The 17,737-nt window shown below is 65.2% G+C and carries 17 protein-coding genes and 1 tRNA gene; 13 read left to right on the top strand and 5 right to left on the bottom strand.

The window, feature by feature from the left end:
- The first annotated feature begins 31 nt into the window (after window positions 1-31).
- The gene (locus tag NF876_RS26190) at window positions 32-925 is read left to right on the top strand and encodes a LysR family transcriptional regulator ArgP (RefSeq protein WP_262271301.1); all 894 of its coding nucleotides are present in this window, start codon (window positions 32-34) and stop codon (window positions 923-925) included.
- Between the two features lie 353 nt (window positions 926-1,278).
- Here the strand turns inward: NF876_RS26190 and NF876_RS26185 are convergent, their stop codons facing one another.
- Window positions 1,279-1,602, bottom strand: coding sequence for a hypothetical protein (locus NF876_RS26185; RefSeq protein ID WP_262271300.1), 324 nt, complete (start codon window positions 1,600-1,602; stop codon window positions 1,279-1,281).
- A 293-nt stretch (window positions 1,603-1,895) separates the two neighbouring features.
- Here NF876_RS26185 and cysS point away from each other — a divergent pair, with 293 nt between their 5' ends.
- The 4 genes from cysS to NF876_RS26165 all read left to right on the top strand — a co-directional run bounded on the left by cysS (window position 1,896) and on the right by NF876_RS26165 (window position 6,121).
- On the top strand, window positions 1,896-3,365 hold the full coding sequence (gene cysS / locus NF876_RS26180; protein ID WP_262271299.1) for a cysteine--tRNA ligase: 1,470 nt from the start codon (window positions 1,896-1,898) through the stop codon (window positions 3,363-3,365).
- Between the two features lie 148 nt (window positions 3,366-3,513).
- Window positions 3,514-4,023: a GNAT family N-acetyltransferase gene (locus tag NF876_RS26175; protein WP_262271298.1), complete on the top strand. Its 510-nt coding sequence runs from the start codon at window positions 3,514-3,516 to the stop codon at window positions 4,021-4,023.
- Window positions 4,020-5,615, top strand: coding sequence for a citramalate synthase (gene cimA / locus NF876_RS26170; protein WP_262271297.1), 1,596 nt, complete (start codon window positions 4,020-4,022; stop codon window positions 5,613-5,615). Before NF876_RS26175 ends, cimA begins: the two co-directional genes overlap by 4 nt.
- Window positions 5,616-5,812: 197 nt before the next feature.
- Window positions 5,813-6,121, top strand: a complete 309-nt coding sequence (locus tag NF876_RS26165) for a GIY-YIG nuclease family protein (protein WP_262271296.1) — start codon at window positions 5,813-5,815, stop codon at window positions 6,119-6,121.
- Between the two features lie 313 nt (window positions 6,122-6,434).
- On the opposite strand, the gene NF876_RS26160 is transcribed toward NF876_RS26165, so the two are convergent.
- Window positions 6,435-7,043, bottom strand: coding sequence for an LOG family protein (locus NF876_RS26160; RefSeq protein ID WP_262271295.1), 609 nt, complete (start codon window positions 7,041-7,043; stop codon window positions 6,435-6,437).
- A gap of 125 nt (window positions 7,044-7,168) precedes the next feature.
- Here NF876_RS26160 and NF876_RS26155 point away from each other — a divergent pair, with 125 nt between their 5' ends.
- The 7 genes from NF876_RS26155 to NF876_RS26125 all read left to right on the top strand — a co-directional run bounded on the left by NF876_RS26155 (window position 7,169) and on the right by NF876_RS26125 (window position 13,856).
- On the top strand, window positions 7,169-8,491 hold the full coding sequence (locus tag NF876_RS26155) for a LysM peptidoglycan-binding domain-containing protein (RefSeq protein ID WP_262271294.1): 1,323 nt from the start codon (window positions 7,169-7,171) through the stop codon (window positions 8,489-8,491).
- Between the two features lie 252 nt (window positions 8,492-8,743).
- Window positions 8,744-10,657 (top strand): ABCB family ABC transporter ATP-binding protein/permease, encoded by a 1,914-nt coding sequence (locus NF876_RS26150; RefSeq protein WP_262271293.1) that lies wholly within the window; start codon window positions 8,744-8,746, stop codon window positions 10,655-10,657.
- Window positions 10,658-10,711: 54 nt separating this feature from the next.
- Window positions 10,712-11,413, top strand: coding sequence for a phosphatidylserine decarboxylase (locus NF876_RS26145; protein ID WP_262271292.1), 702 nt, complete (start codon window positions 10,712-10,714; stop codon window positions 11,411-11,413).
- A 184-nt stretch (window positions 11,414-11,597) separates the two neighbouring features.
- Window positions 11,598-12,485 (top strand): CDP-alcohol phosphatidyltransferase family protein, encoded by an 888-nt coding sequence (locus NF876_RS26140; protein WP_262271291.1) that lies wholly within the window; start codon window positions 11,598-11,600, stop codon window positions 12,483-12,485.
- 105 nt (window positions 12,486-12,590) lie between these two features.
- The gene (locus NF876_RS26135) at window positions 12,591-13,241 is read left to right on the top strand and encodes a Maf-like protein (RefSeq protein ID WP_262271290.1); all 651 of its coding nucleotides are present in this window, start codon (window positions 12,591-12,593) and stop codon (window positions 13,239-13,241) included.
- A 209-nt stretch (window positions 13,242-13,450) separates the two neighbouring features.
- Window positions 13,451-13,654, top strand: coding sequence for a DNA gyrase inhibitor YacG (gene yacG / locus NF876_RS26130; RefSeq protein WP_262271289.1), 204 nt, complete (start codon window positions 13,451-13,453; stop codon window positions 13,652-13,654).
- A gap of 126 nt (window positions 13,655-13,780) precedes the next feature.
- Window positions 13,781-13,856: transfer RNA gene (locus NF876_RS26125), tRNA-Phe, on the top strand.
- 174 nt (window positions 13,857-14,030) lie between these two features.
- Here the strand turns inward: NF876_RS26125 and NF876_RS26120 are convergent.
- The 3 genes from NF876_RS26120 to NF876_RS26110 form a co-directional block, all read right to left on the bottom strand.
- Entirely contained in the window at window positions 14,031-15,263 is a 1,233-nt protein-coding gene (locus tag NF876_RS26120) for a tyrosine-type recombinase/integrase (protein ID WP_262271288.1), read from the bottom strand.
- Entirely contained in the window at window positions 15,263-15,526 is a 264-nt protein-coding gene (locus tag NF876_RS26115) for a hypothetical protein (RefSeq protein ID WP_262271287.1), read from the bottom strand. Before NF876_RS26115 ends, NF876_RS26120 begins: the two co-directional genes overlap by 1 nt.
- A 210-nt stretch (window positions 15,527-15,736) precedes the next feature.
- Window positions 15,737-16,180 (bottom strand): MarR family transcriptional regulator, encoded by a 444-nt coding sequence (locus tag NF876_RS26110; RefSeq protein WP_262271286.1) that lies wholly within the window; start codon window positions 16,178-16,180, stop codon window positions 15,737-15,739.
- Between the two features lie 158 nt (window positions 16,181-16,338).
- On the opposite strand from NF876_RS26110, the gene NF876_RS26105 reads away from it, so the two are divergent.
- Window positions 16,339-17,313, top strand: coding sequence for a hypothetical protein (locus tag NF876_RS26105; protein ID WP_262271285.1), 975 nt, complete (start codon window positions 16,339-16,341; stop codon window positions 17,311-17,313).
- Window positions 17,314-17,737: the final 424 nt, after the last annotated feature.

Raw genomic sequence — 17,737 nt, 5'->3', positions numbered from 1 at the left:
GGACCACTTTTTCGCACGATGCGCTGATACCATGCTGGATTATGCCCTTCTCTCCGCCCTCGCGGCGGTCGTGCGCAGCGGCAGCTTCGAGCGGGCGGCGCAGCAGCTCAACGTCACGCCGTCGGCGGTCTCCCAGCGGGTCAAGCTCCTGGAGGAGCGGATCGGGGCGGTCCTGGTCGTGCGCGGGCAGCCATGCCTGGCCACCGAAGTCGGGCAGCGCCTGTGCCGGCATGTGGAGCAGGTCGCCCTGCTCGAAAGCTCCCTTCGCCGAAACCTTCCCGGCCTGCACCCGGAGGACCGTCCGGTTACCCTGCGCATCGCGGTGAACGCGGACAGCCTCGCCACCTGGTTCATCCCGGCCATGGCCGAAACGGAGGGCGTCCTGTTCGATCTGGTTCTGGACGATCAGGATCACAGCGCCGACTGGCTGCGGCGCGGCGAGGTCGTTGCGGCCGTGACCTCCCATGGCCGGCCGATCCAGGGCTGCGACTGCCATCCCCTCGGGGCCTTGCGCTACGTGGCCACGGCCAGTCCCGGCTTCGTGGCACGGTGGTTTCCCGCCGGGGTGAGGGCGGAGGCCGCGGCCCGGGCGCCGTGCCTCGTCTTCAACCAGAAGGACCGGCTGCAGGCGCTCTGGCTGGAGCGGGCGCTCGGCGAGCCGGTGCAGCCGCCCCTCCATTGGCTGCCGTCGTCGCAGGCTTTCGTGGACGGCGCATTGGCCGGGCTGGGCTGGGGCATGAACCCGGAGCCCCTGGTCGACGGCCATCTCCGGGCCGGCCGGCTGGCGGCCCTGAAGCCGTCCCGGCCGCTCGATGTTCCGCTCTACTGGCAGCAGAGCCGGATCGTCGGCCCTCTGCTGGCGGATCTGACCCGCGCCGTCCTGACCGCCGCCCGGGCCAGGCTGGCGCCGATGGGCCCGTCCTGAAGCGGCGCATCGTCCGCACGACCCTCGGCACGTCATGGCCGGGCTCGTCCCGGTCCTGACATCCTCTCTGCGTCATGGCCGGCCTTGTGCCGGCCATCCCGATCCGGTGAGGCGCGGCGCTCTACGGAAGCGGGATCACCGGGACAAGCCCGGTGATGACGTGGAGGATGATCCTTGCTGTGGCGTGACCTTTCCCACGTCATGGCCGGCCTTGTGCCGGCCATCCCGATCCGGTGAAGCGCGGCGTTCCCAACGATCGGGATCACCGGGACAAGCCCGGTGATGACGTGGTGCGTGGTGTGAGCCGGTGAGGGGGCTACGAGCCGGTGACGGCACCCGGCTGGCGCCGGGCGTCAGTTCGTGCAGGTCACGGAGACCGGCGGCTCCTTGGGGCCCAGGGAGGCTTTCTGGATGTTGCCCGTCACCTCGTCCGGGGTGATCTGCCGGTAGGACACCGCCTTGAGGTAGCCATGGGCCTCGCACCAGGAATCGGCCACAACTTGGCCACAAGCCTGGTTTGTGATCAGGCATTCCGCGACGCCGTAGCCGTCGGCGGCGGGAACCATGAAGGTGGCTTCGGTCGAAGAGGCCTGGGAGCCGTTGGGGAGCAGCGTCAGGGACGCGGCTGCAAGAAACACGACAGTACCCATTCCGAGCATGGTGAATGCGCGGCGCATCGAAGACCTCATTGGTTGAACTCGTGCCATTATGTCACGAGTGTGCGTGAACAAAGCTCTAACGCGCTTGGCCGGAACGCGTTTCATGCGGCCGTGCAAATAAAACATGCTTACCAAATGGGAAACCTTGACGTCCCCGGGCTGAATCGGCATTGATGGCTTCATGAACACGGCAACGGTCCTCATTTCCGGGATTATTTGCGGCTAGCGCATTTCGCTGGCTGGAGCCGTCTCGTTCTCATTCCAAGATCGAAACCACCCTCCGGCCTGCGGCCTGACAGGGATTTGGTTTCATGGCGGCACGCTTGAGGCTCTACAACACGCTGACCCGGTCGAAGGACGCTTTCGTCCCGATCGATCCCCGGAACGTGCGCCTCTACGTCTGCGGACCCACCGTCTACGACTACGCCCACATCGGCAACGCCCGCCCGATCATCGTCTTCGACCTTCTCTTCCGTCTGCTGAGACATGTTTACGGCAGGGAAGCCGTGACGTATGTGCGGAATATCACCGATGTGGACGACAAGATTAATGCCCGGGCGGCCCGGGATTACCAGGACCTGCCCCACAACGAGGCGATCCGGGCCGTCACGGCCAGGACCGAGGCGCAGTTCCACGCCGATATCCGGGCGCTCGGCGTGCTCATGCCGGAGGATGTGAACGAGGCCGGCGCGGCGCCGCGCTTCGTCGAGCCGCGGGCGACCGAGCACATCGCCGAGATGCGCATGATCATCGAGCGGCTGATCGCCCGCGGGGCCGCCTACGTGGCCGAGGAGCACGTGCTCTTCTCCGTGGCCGCCATGGGGTCCCTGCCGAAGGTCCCGCAATACGGGGCCTTCTCGAAGCGCTCCCTCGACGAGCTGCTCTCCGGGGCCCGGGTGGACGTGGCGCCCTACAAGCGCGACCCGATGGATTTCGTGCTCTGGAAGCCGTCGGGCCCGAGGGATCCGGCCTGGCCGTCGCCGGCCGGCATCGCGACGCCCGGCCGTCCCGGCTGGCACATCGAGTGCTCGGCCATGTCCTGGAAGCATCTCGTCCAGGCCTTCGAGACGCGCCTCGCGTGCGCCGACCCGACCGCCCGCGAGATCTTCGACATCCACGGCGGCGGCATCGACCTGGTCTTCCCGCACCACGAGAACGAGATCGCCCAGTCCTGCTGCGCCTTCGACACGCCGCGCATGGCCAATGTGTGGATGCACAACGGCTTCCTGCAGGTCGAGGGGGAGAAGATGTCGAAGTCGCTCGGCAACTTCCTCACCATCAACGAGCTGCTGCGGGACTGGCCCGGCGAGGTGCTGCGCTTCAACATGCTGCGCACCCATTACCGCCAGCCCATCGACTGGACCGTGACGGGCCTGGAGGAAAGCGAGAAGACCCTCGACCGCTGGTACGCGCTGGCGGGCCGGGGGGAGGCGGCCTTCCTGTCGGACCACGTGGTCGAGGCGCTGTCCGACGACCTCAACACGCCCAGGATGCTGGCGGAGCTTCACGCCCTGGACGGGCAGGGGGCGCATGCGGAGCTCGGCGCGAACCTGCGGGCGCTCGGCTTCCTGCTCGACGGGGCCGAGGCCTGGACGGCGCGCCGGCAGGCATCCCTCGGGGTCGAGCCCAGCCAAGTCGAGGCGCTGATCGCCGCCCGCAAGGAAGCCCGCGCGGCCAGGAACTGGGCCGAGTCCGACCGCATCCGCGACGAGCTCGCGGCCCTGAACGTGGTCGTGAAGGACAACCGGGACGGCACGACCACCTGGGAGGTGGCGCGGTGACGGAACCTGCCTCTCCACGTCATGGCCGGGCTCGTCCCGGCCATCCCGACGACGTGAGGCGCCGCGCCTCGCAGGATCGGGATCACCGGCACGAGGCCGGTGATGACGGCTGTGAAAACATGCGCGCGGCGAAGGGAGAGGGACGCTGATGGGACAGGCCATGCCGAAGCCGGGGCTGCGCCCCTTCCTGCCGGCGGATCTGCCGCTCCTCGTCGACATCTACGAGGAGAGCATCGCCGAGCTGACCGGCGAGGATTACAGCGAGAGCCAGCAGGAAGCCTGGATCGCCCGCGCCGAGGACGATGCCTTCGTCGCGAGGCTCACGAAGAGCCTGACCCTGATCGCCACCGTCGAGGGCTCTCCGGTGGGGTTCATCGCGCTCAAGGACAACGAGCTGATCGATCTGTTCTACGTGCACCCGGCCGCTTCCGGCCAGGGGATCGGCACCCTGCTCTACGACGCGGTCGAGAAGCTCGCCGGCGCGCGCGGCGCCGCGCGTCTCGTGGCGGAGGTGAGCGACAATGCGCTGCCCTTCTTCCAGAAGCACGGCTTCCAGCCGCAGCGGCGCAACACCATGCCGCTCGGCGACGAATGGCTCGGCACCACCACCATGGAAAAGCGTCTGACGCCCCGGGAAGACAGGACCTTGTCGTCATGAGCCGCGAGCGGATCACCCTCTTCGACACCACCCTGCGCGACGGGGCGCAGACGACGGGCGTGGATTTCTCCCTCGAGGACAAGAAGGCGATCGCCGCGCTCCTCGACCGGCTCGGCATCGACTACGTGGAAGGCGGCTATCCGGGCGCGAACCCGCTCGACACCGCGTTCTTCGCCGAGAAGCGCACGACGAACGCCCGGTTCACCGCCTTCGGCATGACCAAGCGCGCCGGGCGCTCCGCGTCGAACGATCCCGGCGTCGCGGCGCTGCTCGAGGCGGACGCGGATGCGATCTGCTTCGTGGCCAAGTCCTGGGACTACCATGTGCGCGTGGCGCTCGAGACGACCCCGGAGGAGAACCTCGCGGGCATCCACGAGAGCGTCGAGGCGGCCCGGGCGAAAGGCCGCGAGGTGCTGGTCGATTGCGAGCATTTCTTCGACGGCTACAAGGCCAACCCCGATTATGCGCTCGCCTGCGCGAGGACGGCCTACGAGGCCGGGGCGCGCTGGGTCGTGCTCTGCGACACCAACGGCGGAACGCTGCCGCACGAGGTGATGGCGATCGTCGCGGCGGTCGCGCAGGTCGTGCCTGGCAGCCATGTGGGCATCCATGCCCATGACGATTGCGGCTGCGCGGTGGCCAATTCGCTCGCCGCCGTGGAGGCGAGCGCGCGCCAGATCCAGGGCACGCTCAACGGCCTCGGCGAGCGCTGCGGCAACGCCAATCTCGTCACGCTGATCGGCGCCCTCAAGCTCAAGGACGGCTACGCGGCCCGCTTCGATCTCGGCGTGACGGACGACGCCCTGGGCCAGCTCACCCATGTGTCCCGGCAGGTGGACGAGATCCTCAACCGGCAGCCGAACCGCCACGCGCCCTTCGTGGGCGCGAGCGCCTTCGCCACGAAGGCCGGCATCCATGCCTCGGCGGTGCTGAAGGATCCCCGCACCTACGAGCACGTCGAGCCGGAGGCCGTCGGCAACGCGCGCCGGCTCCTGGTGTCGGACCAGGGCGGCCAGTCCAACATCCTGGCCGAATTGAAGCGCTGCGGCTTCGAACTCGAGAAGGGCGATCCGCGCATCGCGCGCGTCCTCGACGAGGTGAAGCGCAAGGAGGCGCAGGGCTTCGCGTTCGAGGGCGCGGACGCGTCGTTCTACGTGCTGGTCAAGCGGATGCTCGGCGAGGTGCCGGCCTTCTTCGACGTGGAGCGCTTCTCGGTCAACGTGGAGCGCCGCTTCAACGCGGTCGGCGAGCTCGTCACCGCCTCGGAGGCCATCGTGAAGGTGCGGGTCGGCGACGACGTGCTGATCTCCGCGGCCGAAGGCAACGGCCCGGTGAACGCCCTCGACCTGGCCCTGCGCAAGGACCTGGGCAAGTACCAGAACCTGATCCAGGACCTGGAGCTGGTGGACTACAAGGTCCGCATCTACCAGGGCGGCTCGGACGCGGTCACCCGGGTGCTGATCGAGTTCACCGACGGCTCCGGCGAGCGCTGGACCACCATCGGCGTGTCGGCCAACATCATCGACGCCTCGTTCCAGGCGCTCACGGATTCCATGGTCTTCAAGCTGCTGAAGAGCGGCGCGTCGCTTTAGGGCCGCGCCTCCCTGGGCCGGACGCCTATCCCTTCGTGGTCACCGGCCTTGACGTGGGGAGGGTGGCAGGACCGGCCTCACACCACCCGCCACGTCATCACCGGGCTCGTCCCGGTGATCCCGATCCGGTGAAGCGCCGCGCCCCACCGCATCGGGATGACCGGGAGGGGGCGGGACGGCTTGTGCATCCCGGAGAAATGCGCCAGTCTTCCTCCATGAAACTCTATTACGTCTACATTCTCGCGAGCCGCCCCGGTGGCGCGCTCTATGTGGGCGTCACGAACGATCTGGCCCCGCGCGTCTTCGAGCACAGGAGCGGTCGCGGGAGCGGTCATTCCCGACGCTACCGGATCGACAGGCTCGTCTACTACGAGAGCTATCCCAGCATCGTCGACGCCATCCAGCGCGAGACCTCGATCAAGCGCTGGCCGCGCGCCTGGAAGACGAACCTCATCCTCGGGATGAACCCCACCTGGCGCGATCTCTATGAGGAGCTGAACGCCTGATGCCGCCTCTCCCCGTCATGGCCGGGCCTGTCCCGGCCATCCCGACCCGGTGAGGTGCGGCGCTTCACCGTAGCGGGATCACCGGGACGAGCCCGGTGATGACGTGAGAGGGTAAGGTGAGAGGGTGATGATCCCCTCCCCACGTCATGGCCGGCCTTGTGCCGGCCATCCCGATTGTTTGAAGCGCGGCGCTTCACCGGATCGGGATCACCGGCACAAGGCCGGTGATGACGTGGAGAGTGGGATGAGCCCGGTGATGACGTGAGAGGGGAGCAGGAAGGGCGGTGCGGCCCGCTGTCGTCCGCACGATGCCCTAGAACCGGCTCTCGATCGCCGCTTCGTTGCGCACGATCCCGATCCGGCGGGCCGCGTCCTCGATCATCGGGATGACCTCTTCGACCCGCTCGGCCACCAGGTAGTTGAGCTCGAGCCCGGGGCGGATGAAACCCTGTTCGCGCATGTGGGCGATCAGGGTGAGGAGCGGCTTCCAGAAGCCCTTGGTGCTCAGCATCAGGATCGGCTTGGTGTGCCGGCCGAGCTGCGACCAGGTCATCTGCTCGACCAGCTCCTCCAGGGTCCCGATGCCGCCGGGCAGGGCCACGAAGGCGTCGGCCTTCTCGAACATGAGGCGCTTGCGGGTATGCATGTCGGGCACGACGATGGTTTCCTGCACGTCGTCGAGGAGCTTCTCGCGGGATTTCAGGAAATCCGGGATGATCCCTGTGACATATCCGCCGTGATCGAGAACCGATTGGGCGACCGTGCCCATGAGGCCCACATTGCCGCCGCCATAGACCAGGTTGATGCCCTGTTCGGCCATGAGGCGGCCCAATAACGCCGCATTCTCGGCGAAAACGGGGTCGCCCCCGAAGCCTGAGCCGCAATAAACGCAGATGGATGTGATCGGTCTGTTGGATGACATGGGCATTTCGGGGAGGCGGGGAGCCTCCCGCGCTGAGTCGGAGAGCATTAATTGTCCTTTATGGCCGTAGCCTTTTGAAAGATAAACGGTTTAAATGCACGAAAGTGCCGCGTTCGAGAAACACCATGGCGGATCCGAGGGACATCAAAGGTACAATCGCGTTGCTTGGCGCCGCTGCCGCAGCCGTTGTCGCAGTTCTTCTCGGGGTGCTGTACGGGTCCTGGTCCGGCGCGCCCGAGGCTTCCCGGAGTGCCGTCCCGGCCCAGGCGGCCCAGGCTCCCGCCGAAGCCGGACCGGGCCCGCAGGCGGCCGCCCAGCCGGCCGCTCCCGGCGAGGGCGCTGCGGCCAAGCCCAAGGACACGCCCATCGTGCCGTCCTTCGACCTGGTGCGGGTCGAGCCGGACGGGGAGAGCGTGATCGCCGGCCGCGCCGCCCCCGGGGCGACGATCGAGCTGCTGCGCGGCGATCAGGTCCATGCCCGCGCTGCGGCCGATGCCTCGGGCCTGTTCGCCATCGTGCCGCCGCCCCTGCCGCCCGGCTCCCATCAGGTGGCGCTGCAATCCATCGCCCCGGACGGAACCCGCCAGCGCTCGGCCCAGAGCGTCACGGTGGTCATTTCCGACGCCAGGACCAGGCCCCTCGTGACCCTGACGGCTCCCGACCAGCCGACGGTCGTGCTGTCGAACCCCGAGCCGCCGGCCAAGGTGGCCGGGGAGCCGAAACCCGAAACCAGGACGGCGGACACCAAGTCGGCCGAAACCAGGACGGCGGACACCAGGACGGCCGATGCCCAGCCGGGCGCGCCGCCGCAGGCGGGCCTCGCCCCGACGGTGTCTCCGCCGCCGGCCCAGCCGGCCCAGCCCGCCCCACGGCCGGAGATCAAGATCGTGACCGTGGAAGCCGAGGAGGGGAGGCTCTTCGTGTCCGGCCAGTCCGCCCCCGGGGCGACCGTGCGGCTCTATCTCAACGAGAGCCTCATCGCGCCGGGCGGGGCGGGCGGCGACGGCAAGGTGTCCTTCTCCATCGGGAGCGGCGTGAGGCCCGGCGACTACCGGATCCGCCTCGACGACGTGGACCCGGTCTCGGGACAGGTCCGCTCCCGCGCCGAGGTGGGCTTCAACGTGCCGGCCCAGGTCGCGTCGGCGCAGCCGCCGGCCTCCGGATCGTCCCCGGCGGCGGGCGCGCCGGTCCCGTCGTCCCGGGAGGTGGCCTCCGCCCTGCCGGCCGGCCAGATGGCCAGCGTCGGGTCGGTGGTGATCCCCAACATCAACACCGCCATCGTGTCGCGCGGCGACAACCTCTGGCGGATCAGCCAGCGGATCTACGGCAAGGGCCTGCGCTACACGGTGATCTACGGGGCGAACCAGGAGCAGATCCGCAATCCGGACCTGATCTATCCCGGCCAGGTCTTCGTGCTGCCGGGCGACCAGGCTCCCAAGAGCGACTGAGCCGGGCCGCCCCCTCGGCACGTCATGGCCGGCCTTGTGCCGGCCATCCCGATTGCTTCGGGCGCGGCGCTTCACCGGATCGGGATCACCGGCACAAGGCCGGTGATGACGTGGAGGGTGGAATATCGGGATGCACAACCTCCACACGTCATGACCATCCCGGGCCAAACGGGGAACAATGACCGACGCGGGGTGAATTCGCGCGGCCGATCCCCTATATCGGGACCCGACACCTCGAACGGATTCTCGCGTATGCCTCCCTCCACCGCCGTCCCGACGACGAGCGCTGCTGCGCCAAAGCCCACGGGCTTGGCGGCCACCTGGACGAAGCTCTGGCCCTATCTCTGGCCTCACGGCAGGCCCGACCTCCAGCGACGGGTCTTCCTGGCCTTCGGGCTCCTCCTGGTGGCCAAGGGCGTCACCATGGTGACGCCCTTCGCGTTCAAATGGGCCACGGACGCCCTCGTGGCGGTCACGGGCGGCCAGGCCCAGGGGGCCGAGGCGGCCGCGACGGCGGGCTCCTGGCTCTGGAAGGCGCCGATCCTGCTCACGGCGATCTACGGCCTGACCCGCATCCTCATGGCGGTCCTGACCCAGATGCGCGACGGCCTCTTCGCCAAGGTGGCCATGCACGCGGTCCGCAACCTGGCGCTCCAGACCTTCGAGCACATGCACCGCCTGTCCCTGCGCTTCCACCTGGAGCGCAAGACCGGCGGCCTGACCCGCGTGCTGGAGCGCGGCCGCGAGGGCATCGAGGAACTGTCGCGCCTCGTGGTGCTGACCCTGGTGCCGACGATCCTCGAGTTCATCCTCGTCCTGGGGCTGCTCGCCTGGGAGTTCAACTGGCTCTATTCCGCCGTCGTGTTCGTCATGGTGGTCGTCTACCTGGCCTATACCTACAAGGCGACCCAGTGGCGGATCTCGATCCGCAAGCAGATGAACGATTCGGACACGGACGCGAACACCAAGGCGGTCGATTCGCTCCTGAACTACGAGACGGTGAAGTATTTCGGCGCCGAGCAGCGCGAGGCCGCCCGCTACGACCGCTCCATGGCGGGATACGAGAAGGCCTCGACCCAGACCTATACGTCCCTCGCCGTGCTCAATGCCGGCCAGGCGGTGATCTTCTCCATCGGCATGGCCGTCGTCATGGTGCTGGCCGCCCGGGACATCATGGCCGGGCGGGCCTCCATCGGCAGCTTCGTGCTCGTCAACGCCATGCTGGTCCAGCTCTACATTCCCCTGAACTTCATGGGCATGCTCTACCGGGAGATCAAGCAGGCGCTCATCGACATCGACGACATGTTCGCGATCATCGAGCGCAATCCCGAGATCCAGGACAGGCCCGGCGCCAGGCCGCTCCAGGTGCCGCAGGGCGTGGTGCGGTTCGAGGACGTGCATTTCGCCTACATCCCCGAGCGCCCGATCCTCAAGGGCGTGAGCTTCGAGGTGCCGGCCGGCCACACGGTGGCCATCGTCGGCCCCTCGGGCGCCGGCAAGTCGACGATCTCGCGCCTGCTGTTCCGCTTCTACGAGCCCACGAGCGGGCGCATCCTCATCGACGGGCAGAGCATCGCGGAGGTCCAGCAGGCCTCCCTGCGCAAGGTCATCGGCATGGTCCCCCAGGACACGGTGCTGTTCAACGACACCATCGGGTACAACATCCAGTACGGCCGCTGGGACGCGACCCCGGACGAGGTCCGGGAGGCCGCGCGCCTCGCCCAGATCGACCGCTTCATCGGGCTCCTGCCGGAGGGCTACGACACCCCGGTGGGCGAGCGCGGCCTGAAGCTCTCGGGCGGCGAGAAGCAGCGGGTGGCGATCGCCCGCACGATCCTCAAGAGCCCTCCGATCCTGGTCCTGGACGAGGCCACCTCGGCCCTCGACACCTTCACCGAGAAGGAGATCCAGGACGCCCTCGACCGGGTCAGCCGCGGCCGCACCACCCTGGTGATCGCCCACCGGTTGTCCACAGTCATCGGGGCCGACGAGATCATCGTCCTCGATCAGGGCCGGGTGGTCGAGCGCGGCGATCATGCGAGCCTCCTGGCCCATGGCGGGGTCTATGCCGCCATGTGGAACCGCCAGCGCGAGGCGGACCAGGCGCGCGAGACCCTCAAGCGGGCCGAGGCGGAGGAGCGCAGCCCCGAGAGCGTGGCAGGTTGACGGAAGCGTCTGCGCCTGCCATCCCCTGCCGGACCGTCTCGAGGCTGTGAAAGAATGACCGATATCCTGGAATCGATGCGCCGCATCTTCGTGCCGATCCACAAGGAGGGCTATCCCTTCATCCTGATCGCGCTGTTTGCGACGATCGTGCTGGCGTGGCTCTGGTCGCCGCTGGGCTGGATCGGGGCGATCCTGACCGTGTGGGTCTGCTACTTCTTCCGCGACCCCCCGCGGGTGACGCCGATCCGCGAAGGGCTCGTGGTCTCCCCGGCGGACGGGCGGGTGAACCTGATCACCACGGCGGTCCCGCCCGCCGAGCTCGACCTGCCGGCCGAGCCGATGACCCGGATCTCGGTGTTCATGAACGTGTTCGACTGCCACGTGAACCGCTCGCCCGTGACCGGCCGCATCGCCCAGATCCTCTACACGCCGGGCCTGTTCCTCAACGCCGAGCTCGACAAGGCGAGCGAGGACAACGAGCGCAACGCCCTCGTGATCGAGACGGCGGGCACCAAGATCGGCGTGGTCCAGATCGCCGGCCTCGTGGCGCGGCGCATCGTCTCCTTCGTGAAGATCGGCGATCACCTGAGCACCGGCGAGCGCTTCGGCCTGATCCGCTTCGGCTCCCGGCTCGACATCTTCGTGCCGCTCGACGCCCAGGTGCTCGTGGGCCTCGGCCAGACGGCGGTCGCCGGCGAGACGGTGCTGGCCGACCTGACCGCCAACGAGCCCGCGCGCCAGTACCGGGTGGGCTGACGCCGTTCCGCCCGCCGGGCCGGGGCTTCCCCGCGCGCTCCGGACGGAACCCTCGGCCGCGTTCCGCGCTTCTCCCCGGGGTCGGCGGACGGCCCAGCTCGGGCCGGATCCCCTTTCCGAAGAGCGCATCCTTCAAGGGGGAGAATCGGGTCCACTTTTCCGCACGATGCGCTAGGTTGTTGCCATGAGTGACCTTTTCCCGCCCTTCGCCCCGGACCCGAACGAGCCGCGCAAGCGCCTGTTCAAGCCGGTTCCGTTCCGGATGATCGCCCCCAACATCATCACCCTGATCGCCCTGTGCCTGGGGCTCTGGGCGATCCGGCTGGCCTTCGACGGGCAATACGAGAAGGCCGTGGTGGCGGTGATCGTGGCGGCCTTCCTGGACGGGGTCGACGGGCGCATCGCCCGCCTGCTGAAGGGGACGTCCCGCTTCGGCGCGGAGCTCGACTCCCTGGCCGACTTCCTGAACTTCGGCGTCACCCCGGCGCTGATCCTCTACAGCTTCGTCCTGCACGAGCTCGGGCGGGTCGGCTGGATCGGCTCCCTCGTGCTCGCCATTGCGGCGGCGCTTCGGCTGGCCCGGTTCAACGTGATGATCGACGATCCCAACCGGCCCGAATGGAAGAAGAACTTCTTCGTCGGCATGGCGGCCCCCATGGGGGCCATGAGCGCCCTGCTGCCGCTGTACCTGTCCTTCCTCGGCATTCCCATCCAGGACGCGTCGGTCGGCCCGGTCATCCTGATCTACGTGGTGGGCATCGCGTTCCTCATGGTGTCGACGATCCCGACCTATTCGGGCAAGACCATGGGCAAATACGTGCCGCGCCAATGGGTCCTGCCGATCTTCGTCCTGTCCGTGGCGGCGTTCGGCCTCCTGGTCAGCTTCCCCTGGGAGATGCTGAGCCTGATCACGGTGGCGTTCCTGCTGCTGATCCCGGTCAGCGTGGTGCGCTATCGCAAGCTCGAGCGACTCGATGCCAAGAACGACCCGATGAAGAACGACCCGCTGGCCAAGAACGGCCCGCACGCGAAGACGGCGCCGGCCGGCACCGAGCCGCCCCCGGTCTCGTGATCGGCTTGATTCGCCCGCGCCCGGTGCCATCTTGTGCCCCAGCGTGGCTATTGCCTTGACGAAATCCTTGAAGGGGCCCGAAGGGCCCGGAGCGTGGAGAGAAAAGTGGCGTCTTCTTCCGAGGTGTCGAATCCCAGCTGGCGTCCGAAGCTCGTTCTCGCGTCCGCGTCGCCGCGCAGGCTCGGCCTCCTGCAGCAGGCCGGCATCGAGCCCGACGCCCTGCTGCCGGCCGATGTGGACGAGACGCCCCTGAAGAACGAGGGCGCCAAGGAGCTGGCCAAGCGCCTCGCCCGCTCGAAGGCCGAGGTGGCCCGGAAGGTGGCCCGGGCGCGGGAGGACCTGAAGGAGTCCTACATCCTGTCGGCCGACACGGTCGTGGTGGTGGGCAAGCGGGTCCTGCCCAAGGCGGAGCTCGTCGACGAGGCCGCCGGCTGCCTGAGGCTGCTCTCCGGGCGCGCCCACCGGGTCTATACCTCCATCTGCCTGATCACGCCGCGGGATTCCGTCCGCGAGCGCCTGGTGGAGACCCGCGTGCGCTTCAAGCGTCTGTCCCGGGACGAGTTCGAGCGCTATCTCGCCTCGGGGGAGTGGCGCGGCAAGGCGGGCGGCTATGCCATCCAGGGCCTGGCCGGCACCTTCGTGGTCAAGCTGGTGGGCTCCTATTCCAACGTGGTGGGCCTGCCCCTGTACGAGGCCGCGGCCCTGCTCGACGGGGAGGGGTATCCGGTCCGCTTCGGCTGGCTCGACGCGGCCTGAGGCCGGCTTGCGCTTCTCCGACCCGGCTTGCGCGGCAGGGCGCCGGCAACCATCTAGGGCGTCGTGCGAAAAGCGGACCTGGTTGTTCGCCCCGAACGGTGCGCCGGTCCAAGGAATGAGCATCGGACCCGATCCCTTGAGCGGCTCCCGTTTTGGGGCCGATGCTTGAGTTGCTCTGCCGAGTCGGCCTGAATGGAAAGGACGCGTCTGTGAACGCCGCCAACGAGAACAAGCCCCTGGCTTCATCCGGCAAATGCCCGATCTGCGGAAAGCCCGCGGAGGAAGAGGTCCGGCCGTTCTGCTCGAAGCGCTGCGCCGACGTGGACCTGAACCGCTGGCTGTCGGGCACCTACGCGATCCCGGCGGTCGAGAACGAGGAGGACGACAAGGACGAGGACGGGCAGGACGCCTGAGCGGACGCCTGAGCGGACGCCCGAGCGACGATTTCCCGGCATTTTGTCGTCCGAGGCGCTGGACATGCGGCCCCGGTCTGACTATACACCCCTCCACGACGCGCACGGCTCCGCCGCGCATCGGATGCCCAGGTAGCTCAGTTGGTAGAGCATGCGACTGAAAATCGCAGTGTCGGTGGTTCGATTCCGCCCCTGGGCACCACTCCTCTTCTCAAAGTCTTACGACGCAAGGGTTTGAACCCCAAAACTTTACCAGACCTGCGCCGGTAAAGTCTGGGGTGGTAAAGTTTTGGTCCCATTCTGTTCCGGTGTACCTCCATCTGGAAATCACAAAGGGCGCACGCAGCGCCCCTTTTATGCAGCCCGACAAACTGACTTACGCTGCGTTCTCGTACATCTTCAGCCACTCGTCGAGCACTTGTTCAGCCGCTTGTTGGCGAAGGTACTCACGAGCGTAGCGGTCGATCTCCTTCATGGTCTTGTGGCCGCTCAGGGCCATGATTTGCTGCGGCGTGTACTTACGTCGAATCAACTCAACTACGCCTGCCTTGCGAAGGCCATGCGCGGAACGATCCTTCAATTTGGCTTCGCTGCACCGGTCGTGAAACCAATTGCCGAAGCTCTCTCCTGAGGCCCAAGGAGTTCCCCACTCGGATATGAGGTAAATCATGTCCCCTCTATCGGGAGTAGCGTCGATGATTGCCTGAAGTTCCGGAAAGAGTGGTACATATGCTGGGACCCGCTTCCGCTTCCGGTTCTTCGTCTGGGTGAAAATGAACATCGGGCGACCCTCGGAGTCGCTCTTAAGAACTTGCCGCCCGAGCTTCACCACGTCGCTTCGGCGCTGAAGGGTAAATAGCAGCAACTCCATTGCAAGCCGAGCCTTGCTCCCAATGGGAAACTCCGTCCGGAACTGCTCGATATCCGCCAAGCTCCAAGTCGCGATGCCAGCGTCAGATTTTGGAGGGAAATAGGCTACGTCTTCAGCCCAATTTCTGTGCTCAACGAGATCTGCAATTTCTGGCTCCTCCTTCGCCCAATTGAGTACGGCCCGTATATATTTGACCCGTGAGTTGGCAGCTTCGGTGTTCCTACGAACCTCAACTGGATCGCCTTCTTCGTTCTCCACTTCTTCCTTCCATGTCTTGCGATCACGAAGGACCTTTATGGCCTTAGCTCTGAACTTCGTGACTGGCATATCGCCATACCGCAAGTTCGGCGTATCCGGGTGAATAGGCTCGTCCCAAGTGGCTTCGAGCACTCTTTTACGGACCCGACGACTGCTCACTTCGAGATCTGCGTACGTTGTCGATGTGAAGTACTGCTGACAGAGCCACCGCCAAGAGTGTGGCGCTGTGATCGCCTGGGGCACGGGTTTCGTGATGGCGGCTGCCTTGGGCTGCAAACCTATTTCGAGCACCACCATTTGGCCCGGCTTCGCGTCAGCGTATGCCTTTATCCACCCAGCATAGATCTCCCAGAATTGAGGGCTATACAGCTTCACCTTCATCCGGTGGCGCTGCGATCCCTCAAATCGTTGGAAGTAGTAGCGCCCCGAGTGCTTCGGGATCTCGTAGACGTATTCAGGCAATTCGCGTTTCTTAGACATCAAACAGCTACCCGGTTCCAAAGATCATCAGGATCATCGTCGTTGGCACCTACGACGGGCAGAGCGTGGAATGCAGCCTCCACTTCTTTGAGAGAGTATGCCTTACGCCTGAGCCCTGGGAACCAGCGGGCCTTTGGCATCAGGCCTTCAGCCTCAAGCTTGGAATACGCTTCGGGAGTCAGGCTGATGGCTGCCGCAGCCTGTTCGAGCGTTACGGCAATTGCACCGGGAGGCGGGATATTAAGGTGACGGGGCTTAGTCATTCGAGCCCCTGGAATTGGAGTTGGAATCCATGAGAGTAAACTCGGGAGGTATGGGAAAATCGTTTGAAAGATTTGTGGGCCGCTGCCGGTGCGAGAGCGCTAATTTCTCTGTGGGTGACCATCCGTGAGTCGGAAGTTGGTCTAAACCTTCGGCTTCAACCGCGATGAATAAATTGTTTTAATGTTTCATTTTTCTGAAGTCAGGTACTTTCACTCCTCATTATCCGAGAGAGGCGGTGTCCAAGTCCGGGTTTGATCTGGGGTCCAAACAGTGATCCCATCAACCAAGGAGATTTTTCTGTCCTCGATTACCGACATGATCCGACAGATCTCCCGGTAACCTTCTTCAGTCATCCCGAAAATCCGAACGCGCCGGTCCTCTGGACTCACCCTGAACATGATCCAGCCCAAGCCCAGGAGGGTTTTGACGGCTCGACTGACCTGCTCCGGAGCAAGCTTGATGGCGTCTGCAATCTCAGCATTCGTACGATGAGGCTGCTTGGCGATATAGTTGAAGGTTCGGCGCTCCTGCGGCGTCAGTCGGTCCGACCATATGCACTCAAAGACCGCTTCTTGCCTTTTCATGTGCATCACGTCCTTCGGTGAAATCACGACTTCCTCCGGTTCGAAAATCTTAAAGCGATAACGCTTCATCAATAATTGACGTTCGTATCAACAAATGTGGTTGATGTCAACGTCAACTATCTGTATGAGGTTCAGCGCACGCCAAACACCTGCTCCGAACTTGAGATCCGCATCTACCGGGGCCGATGCTTTGGCGCTGAAACACCATTGCACCGAACGGATACATTATGACGACCGATTCCATACCTTCAGAGGCCACCGCTGTTGTTCAGACGATAGCGCAAGACATCGAAAGTAGGCTTTCAACGGCGCGAGGAGCCTCGGAAGCATCGCTCCAAGAGTATCGTGCGATTGGAGAGGCGCTGATTAAGGCCAAGGCGCTGTTGCCTGGGTGCTACCTCAAGTGGGCCAAAGAAACCTTCGGCTTTGGCAAGCAGTGGTGCTCGAACCTGACCTTTCTTGCTGCTTCCTGGAACGACTACCAGCAGGCCAAGGCATGGGCCGAGGATCGAGGTCAGTTGCTCATAGGAAAGGCGCACAGCGTCGATGGCGCAGTTGCACTGATCAAGGGGTGGAAGAAAGCTTCCGATCCGTCTTCTGAAAAAGCAACAACACCCCAGAGGCCAAAATTTTCCGAAGTGAAGGCCGATCTGGAGGCAGCGTGTGCCGAGTTGGATGCGGCTCGCGTGCAGATCCAGGAAAGGGATGCCAAATTGGTTGAAGCCTTTGCAAGGATCAGTGAACTGGAAACTCAACTGGCGGCATCGGGCAGCGGCCAAAATGCCTACGCTTCAGAACAAACAGGTACAGTAGACTGGACTTCGCCGAGCCAAGACGTTCCATCCGAAGATGTGGCAGTGGATGCCGTGCATATGGCTCCCACTAACGAAGAAGGACGACTGGCCGTCACAATCCACTTAGAGCGATCAGAGCATGAAGCCCTGATAGAGGATGCAACCGCCAACGACACTTCATTGGAAGTATTGTTACTGGCAAAGATTCTTGGCGATACGTCTGATCAAGGCGTAGGACCATGGCCACGCGAGGCGACGGAGCTTGAAAAGCTGCTTCAACGGAAAGGTGTGGGTTACGTCATCGAGGAACGGATTCGCACCATTGGTCAAGAAGATACGTTCGGCCCTGATGAAGGAACCGTGATCCGAACTTATCCAAACTGCGGCGCGTTTCTGCGCCCTCAGTGAACTGTGTGGGGGCCCACCTGGGTACCGCCGCCGTTATAGGAGGATCTTCGCTTCAGTTCGACATTCCCGAAAATCGTTCGAAAACGCTCGCGACGAACTCTCTGGGTGTGGGGGATCGTATAGATGTACAGTCGGGATAAGCGGGAGGCGGGTGCCAGAATGCTCCGGTGCCAAAAGGGCCGGGGCAGGGACCTCAAGACCGTTCCAGACTGGTCGCACCAGAGGCGACTAATCAGGTTTCATTAGATCAAAATCGCTGACATGACCCGTAACTGACACTCAGGCTGTCCGGCTGCTTATAGCGCGACGATCTGGATTGAGAGCGCGGCGATCAGGATCGGGCGATTGGCTGTCGCGGCGGAATGATGATTGTCGCCCCGCGACAGAGATGCAAGCGCTTTCTTGATTGTCGCTGCGAGCGTCA

It is taken from the genome of Microvirga yunnanensis (assembly GCF_025460875.1).
This window is presented reverse-complemented; position numbering and strand designations above follow the sequence as displayed.

Coding starts and splice junctions, on each gene's coding strand:
- NF876_RS26165 (WP_262271296.1), top strand. CDS start 5,813: ATGCGCCAGTCTTCCTCCATGAAACTCTATTACGTCTACATTCTCGCG.
- NF876_RS26155 (WP_262271294.1), top strand. CDS start 7,169: ATGGCGGATCCGAGGGACATCAAAGGTACAATCGCGTTGCTTGGCGCC.
- NF876_RS26185 (WP_262271300.1), bottom strand. CDS start 1,602: ATGCGCCGCGCATTCACCATGCTCGGAATGGGTACTGTCGTGTTTCTT.
- NF876_RS26160 (WP_262271295.1), bottom strand. CDS start 7,043: ATGTCATCCAACAGACCGATCACATCCATCTGCGTTTATTGCGGCTCA.
- NF876_RS26115 (WP_262271287.1), bottom strand. CDS start 15,526: ATGACTAAGCCCCGTCACCTTAATATCCCGCCTCCCGGTGCAATTGCC.
- NF876_RS26190 (WP_262271301.1), top strand. CDS start 32: ATGCTGGATTATGCCCTTCTCTCCGCCCTCGCGGCGGTCGTGCGCAGC.
- cysS (WP_262271299.1), top strand. CDS start 1,896: ATGGCGGCACGCTTGAGGCTCTACAACACGCTGACCCGGTCGAAGGAC.
- NF876_RS26145 (WP_262271292.1), top strand. CDS start 10,712: ATGACCGATATCCTGGAATCGATGCGCCGCATCTTCGTGCCGATCCAC.
- cimA (WP_262271297.1), top strand. CDS start 4,020: ATGAGCCGCGAGCGGATCACCCTCTTCGACACCACCCTGCGCGACGGG.
- NF876_RS26140 (WP_262271291.1), top strand. CDS start 11,598: ATGAGTGACCTTTTCCCGCCCTTCGCCCCGGACCCGAACGAGCCGCGC.
- NF876_RS26110 (WP_262271286.1), bottom strand. CDS start 16,180: ATGAAGCGTTATCGCTTTAAGATTTTCGAACCGGAGGAAGTCGTGATT.
- NF876_RS26175 (WP_262271298.1), top strand. CDS start 3,514: ATGGGACAGGCCATGCCGAAGCCGGGGCTGCGCCCCTTCCTGCCGGCG.
- NF876_RS26105 (WP_262271285.1), top strand. CDS start 16,339: ATGACGACCGATTCCATACCTTCAGAGGCCACCGCTGTTGTTCAGACG.
- NF876_RS26120 (WP_262271288.1), bottom strand. CDS start 15,263: ATGTCTAAGAAACGCGAATTGCCTGAATACGTCTACGAGATCCCGAAG.
- NF876_RS26150 (WP_262271293.1), top strand. CDS start 8,744: ATGCCTCCCTCCACCGCCGTCCCGACGACGAGCGCTGCTGCGCCAAAG.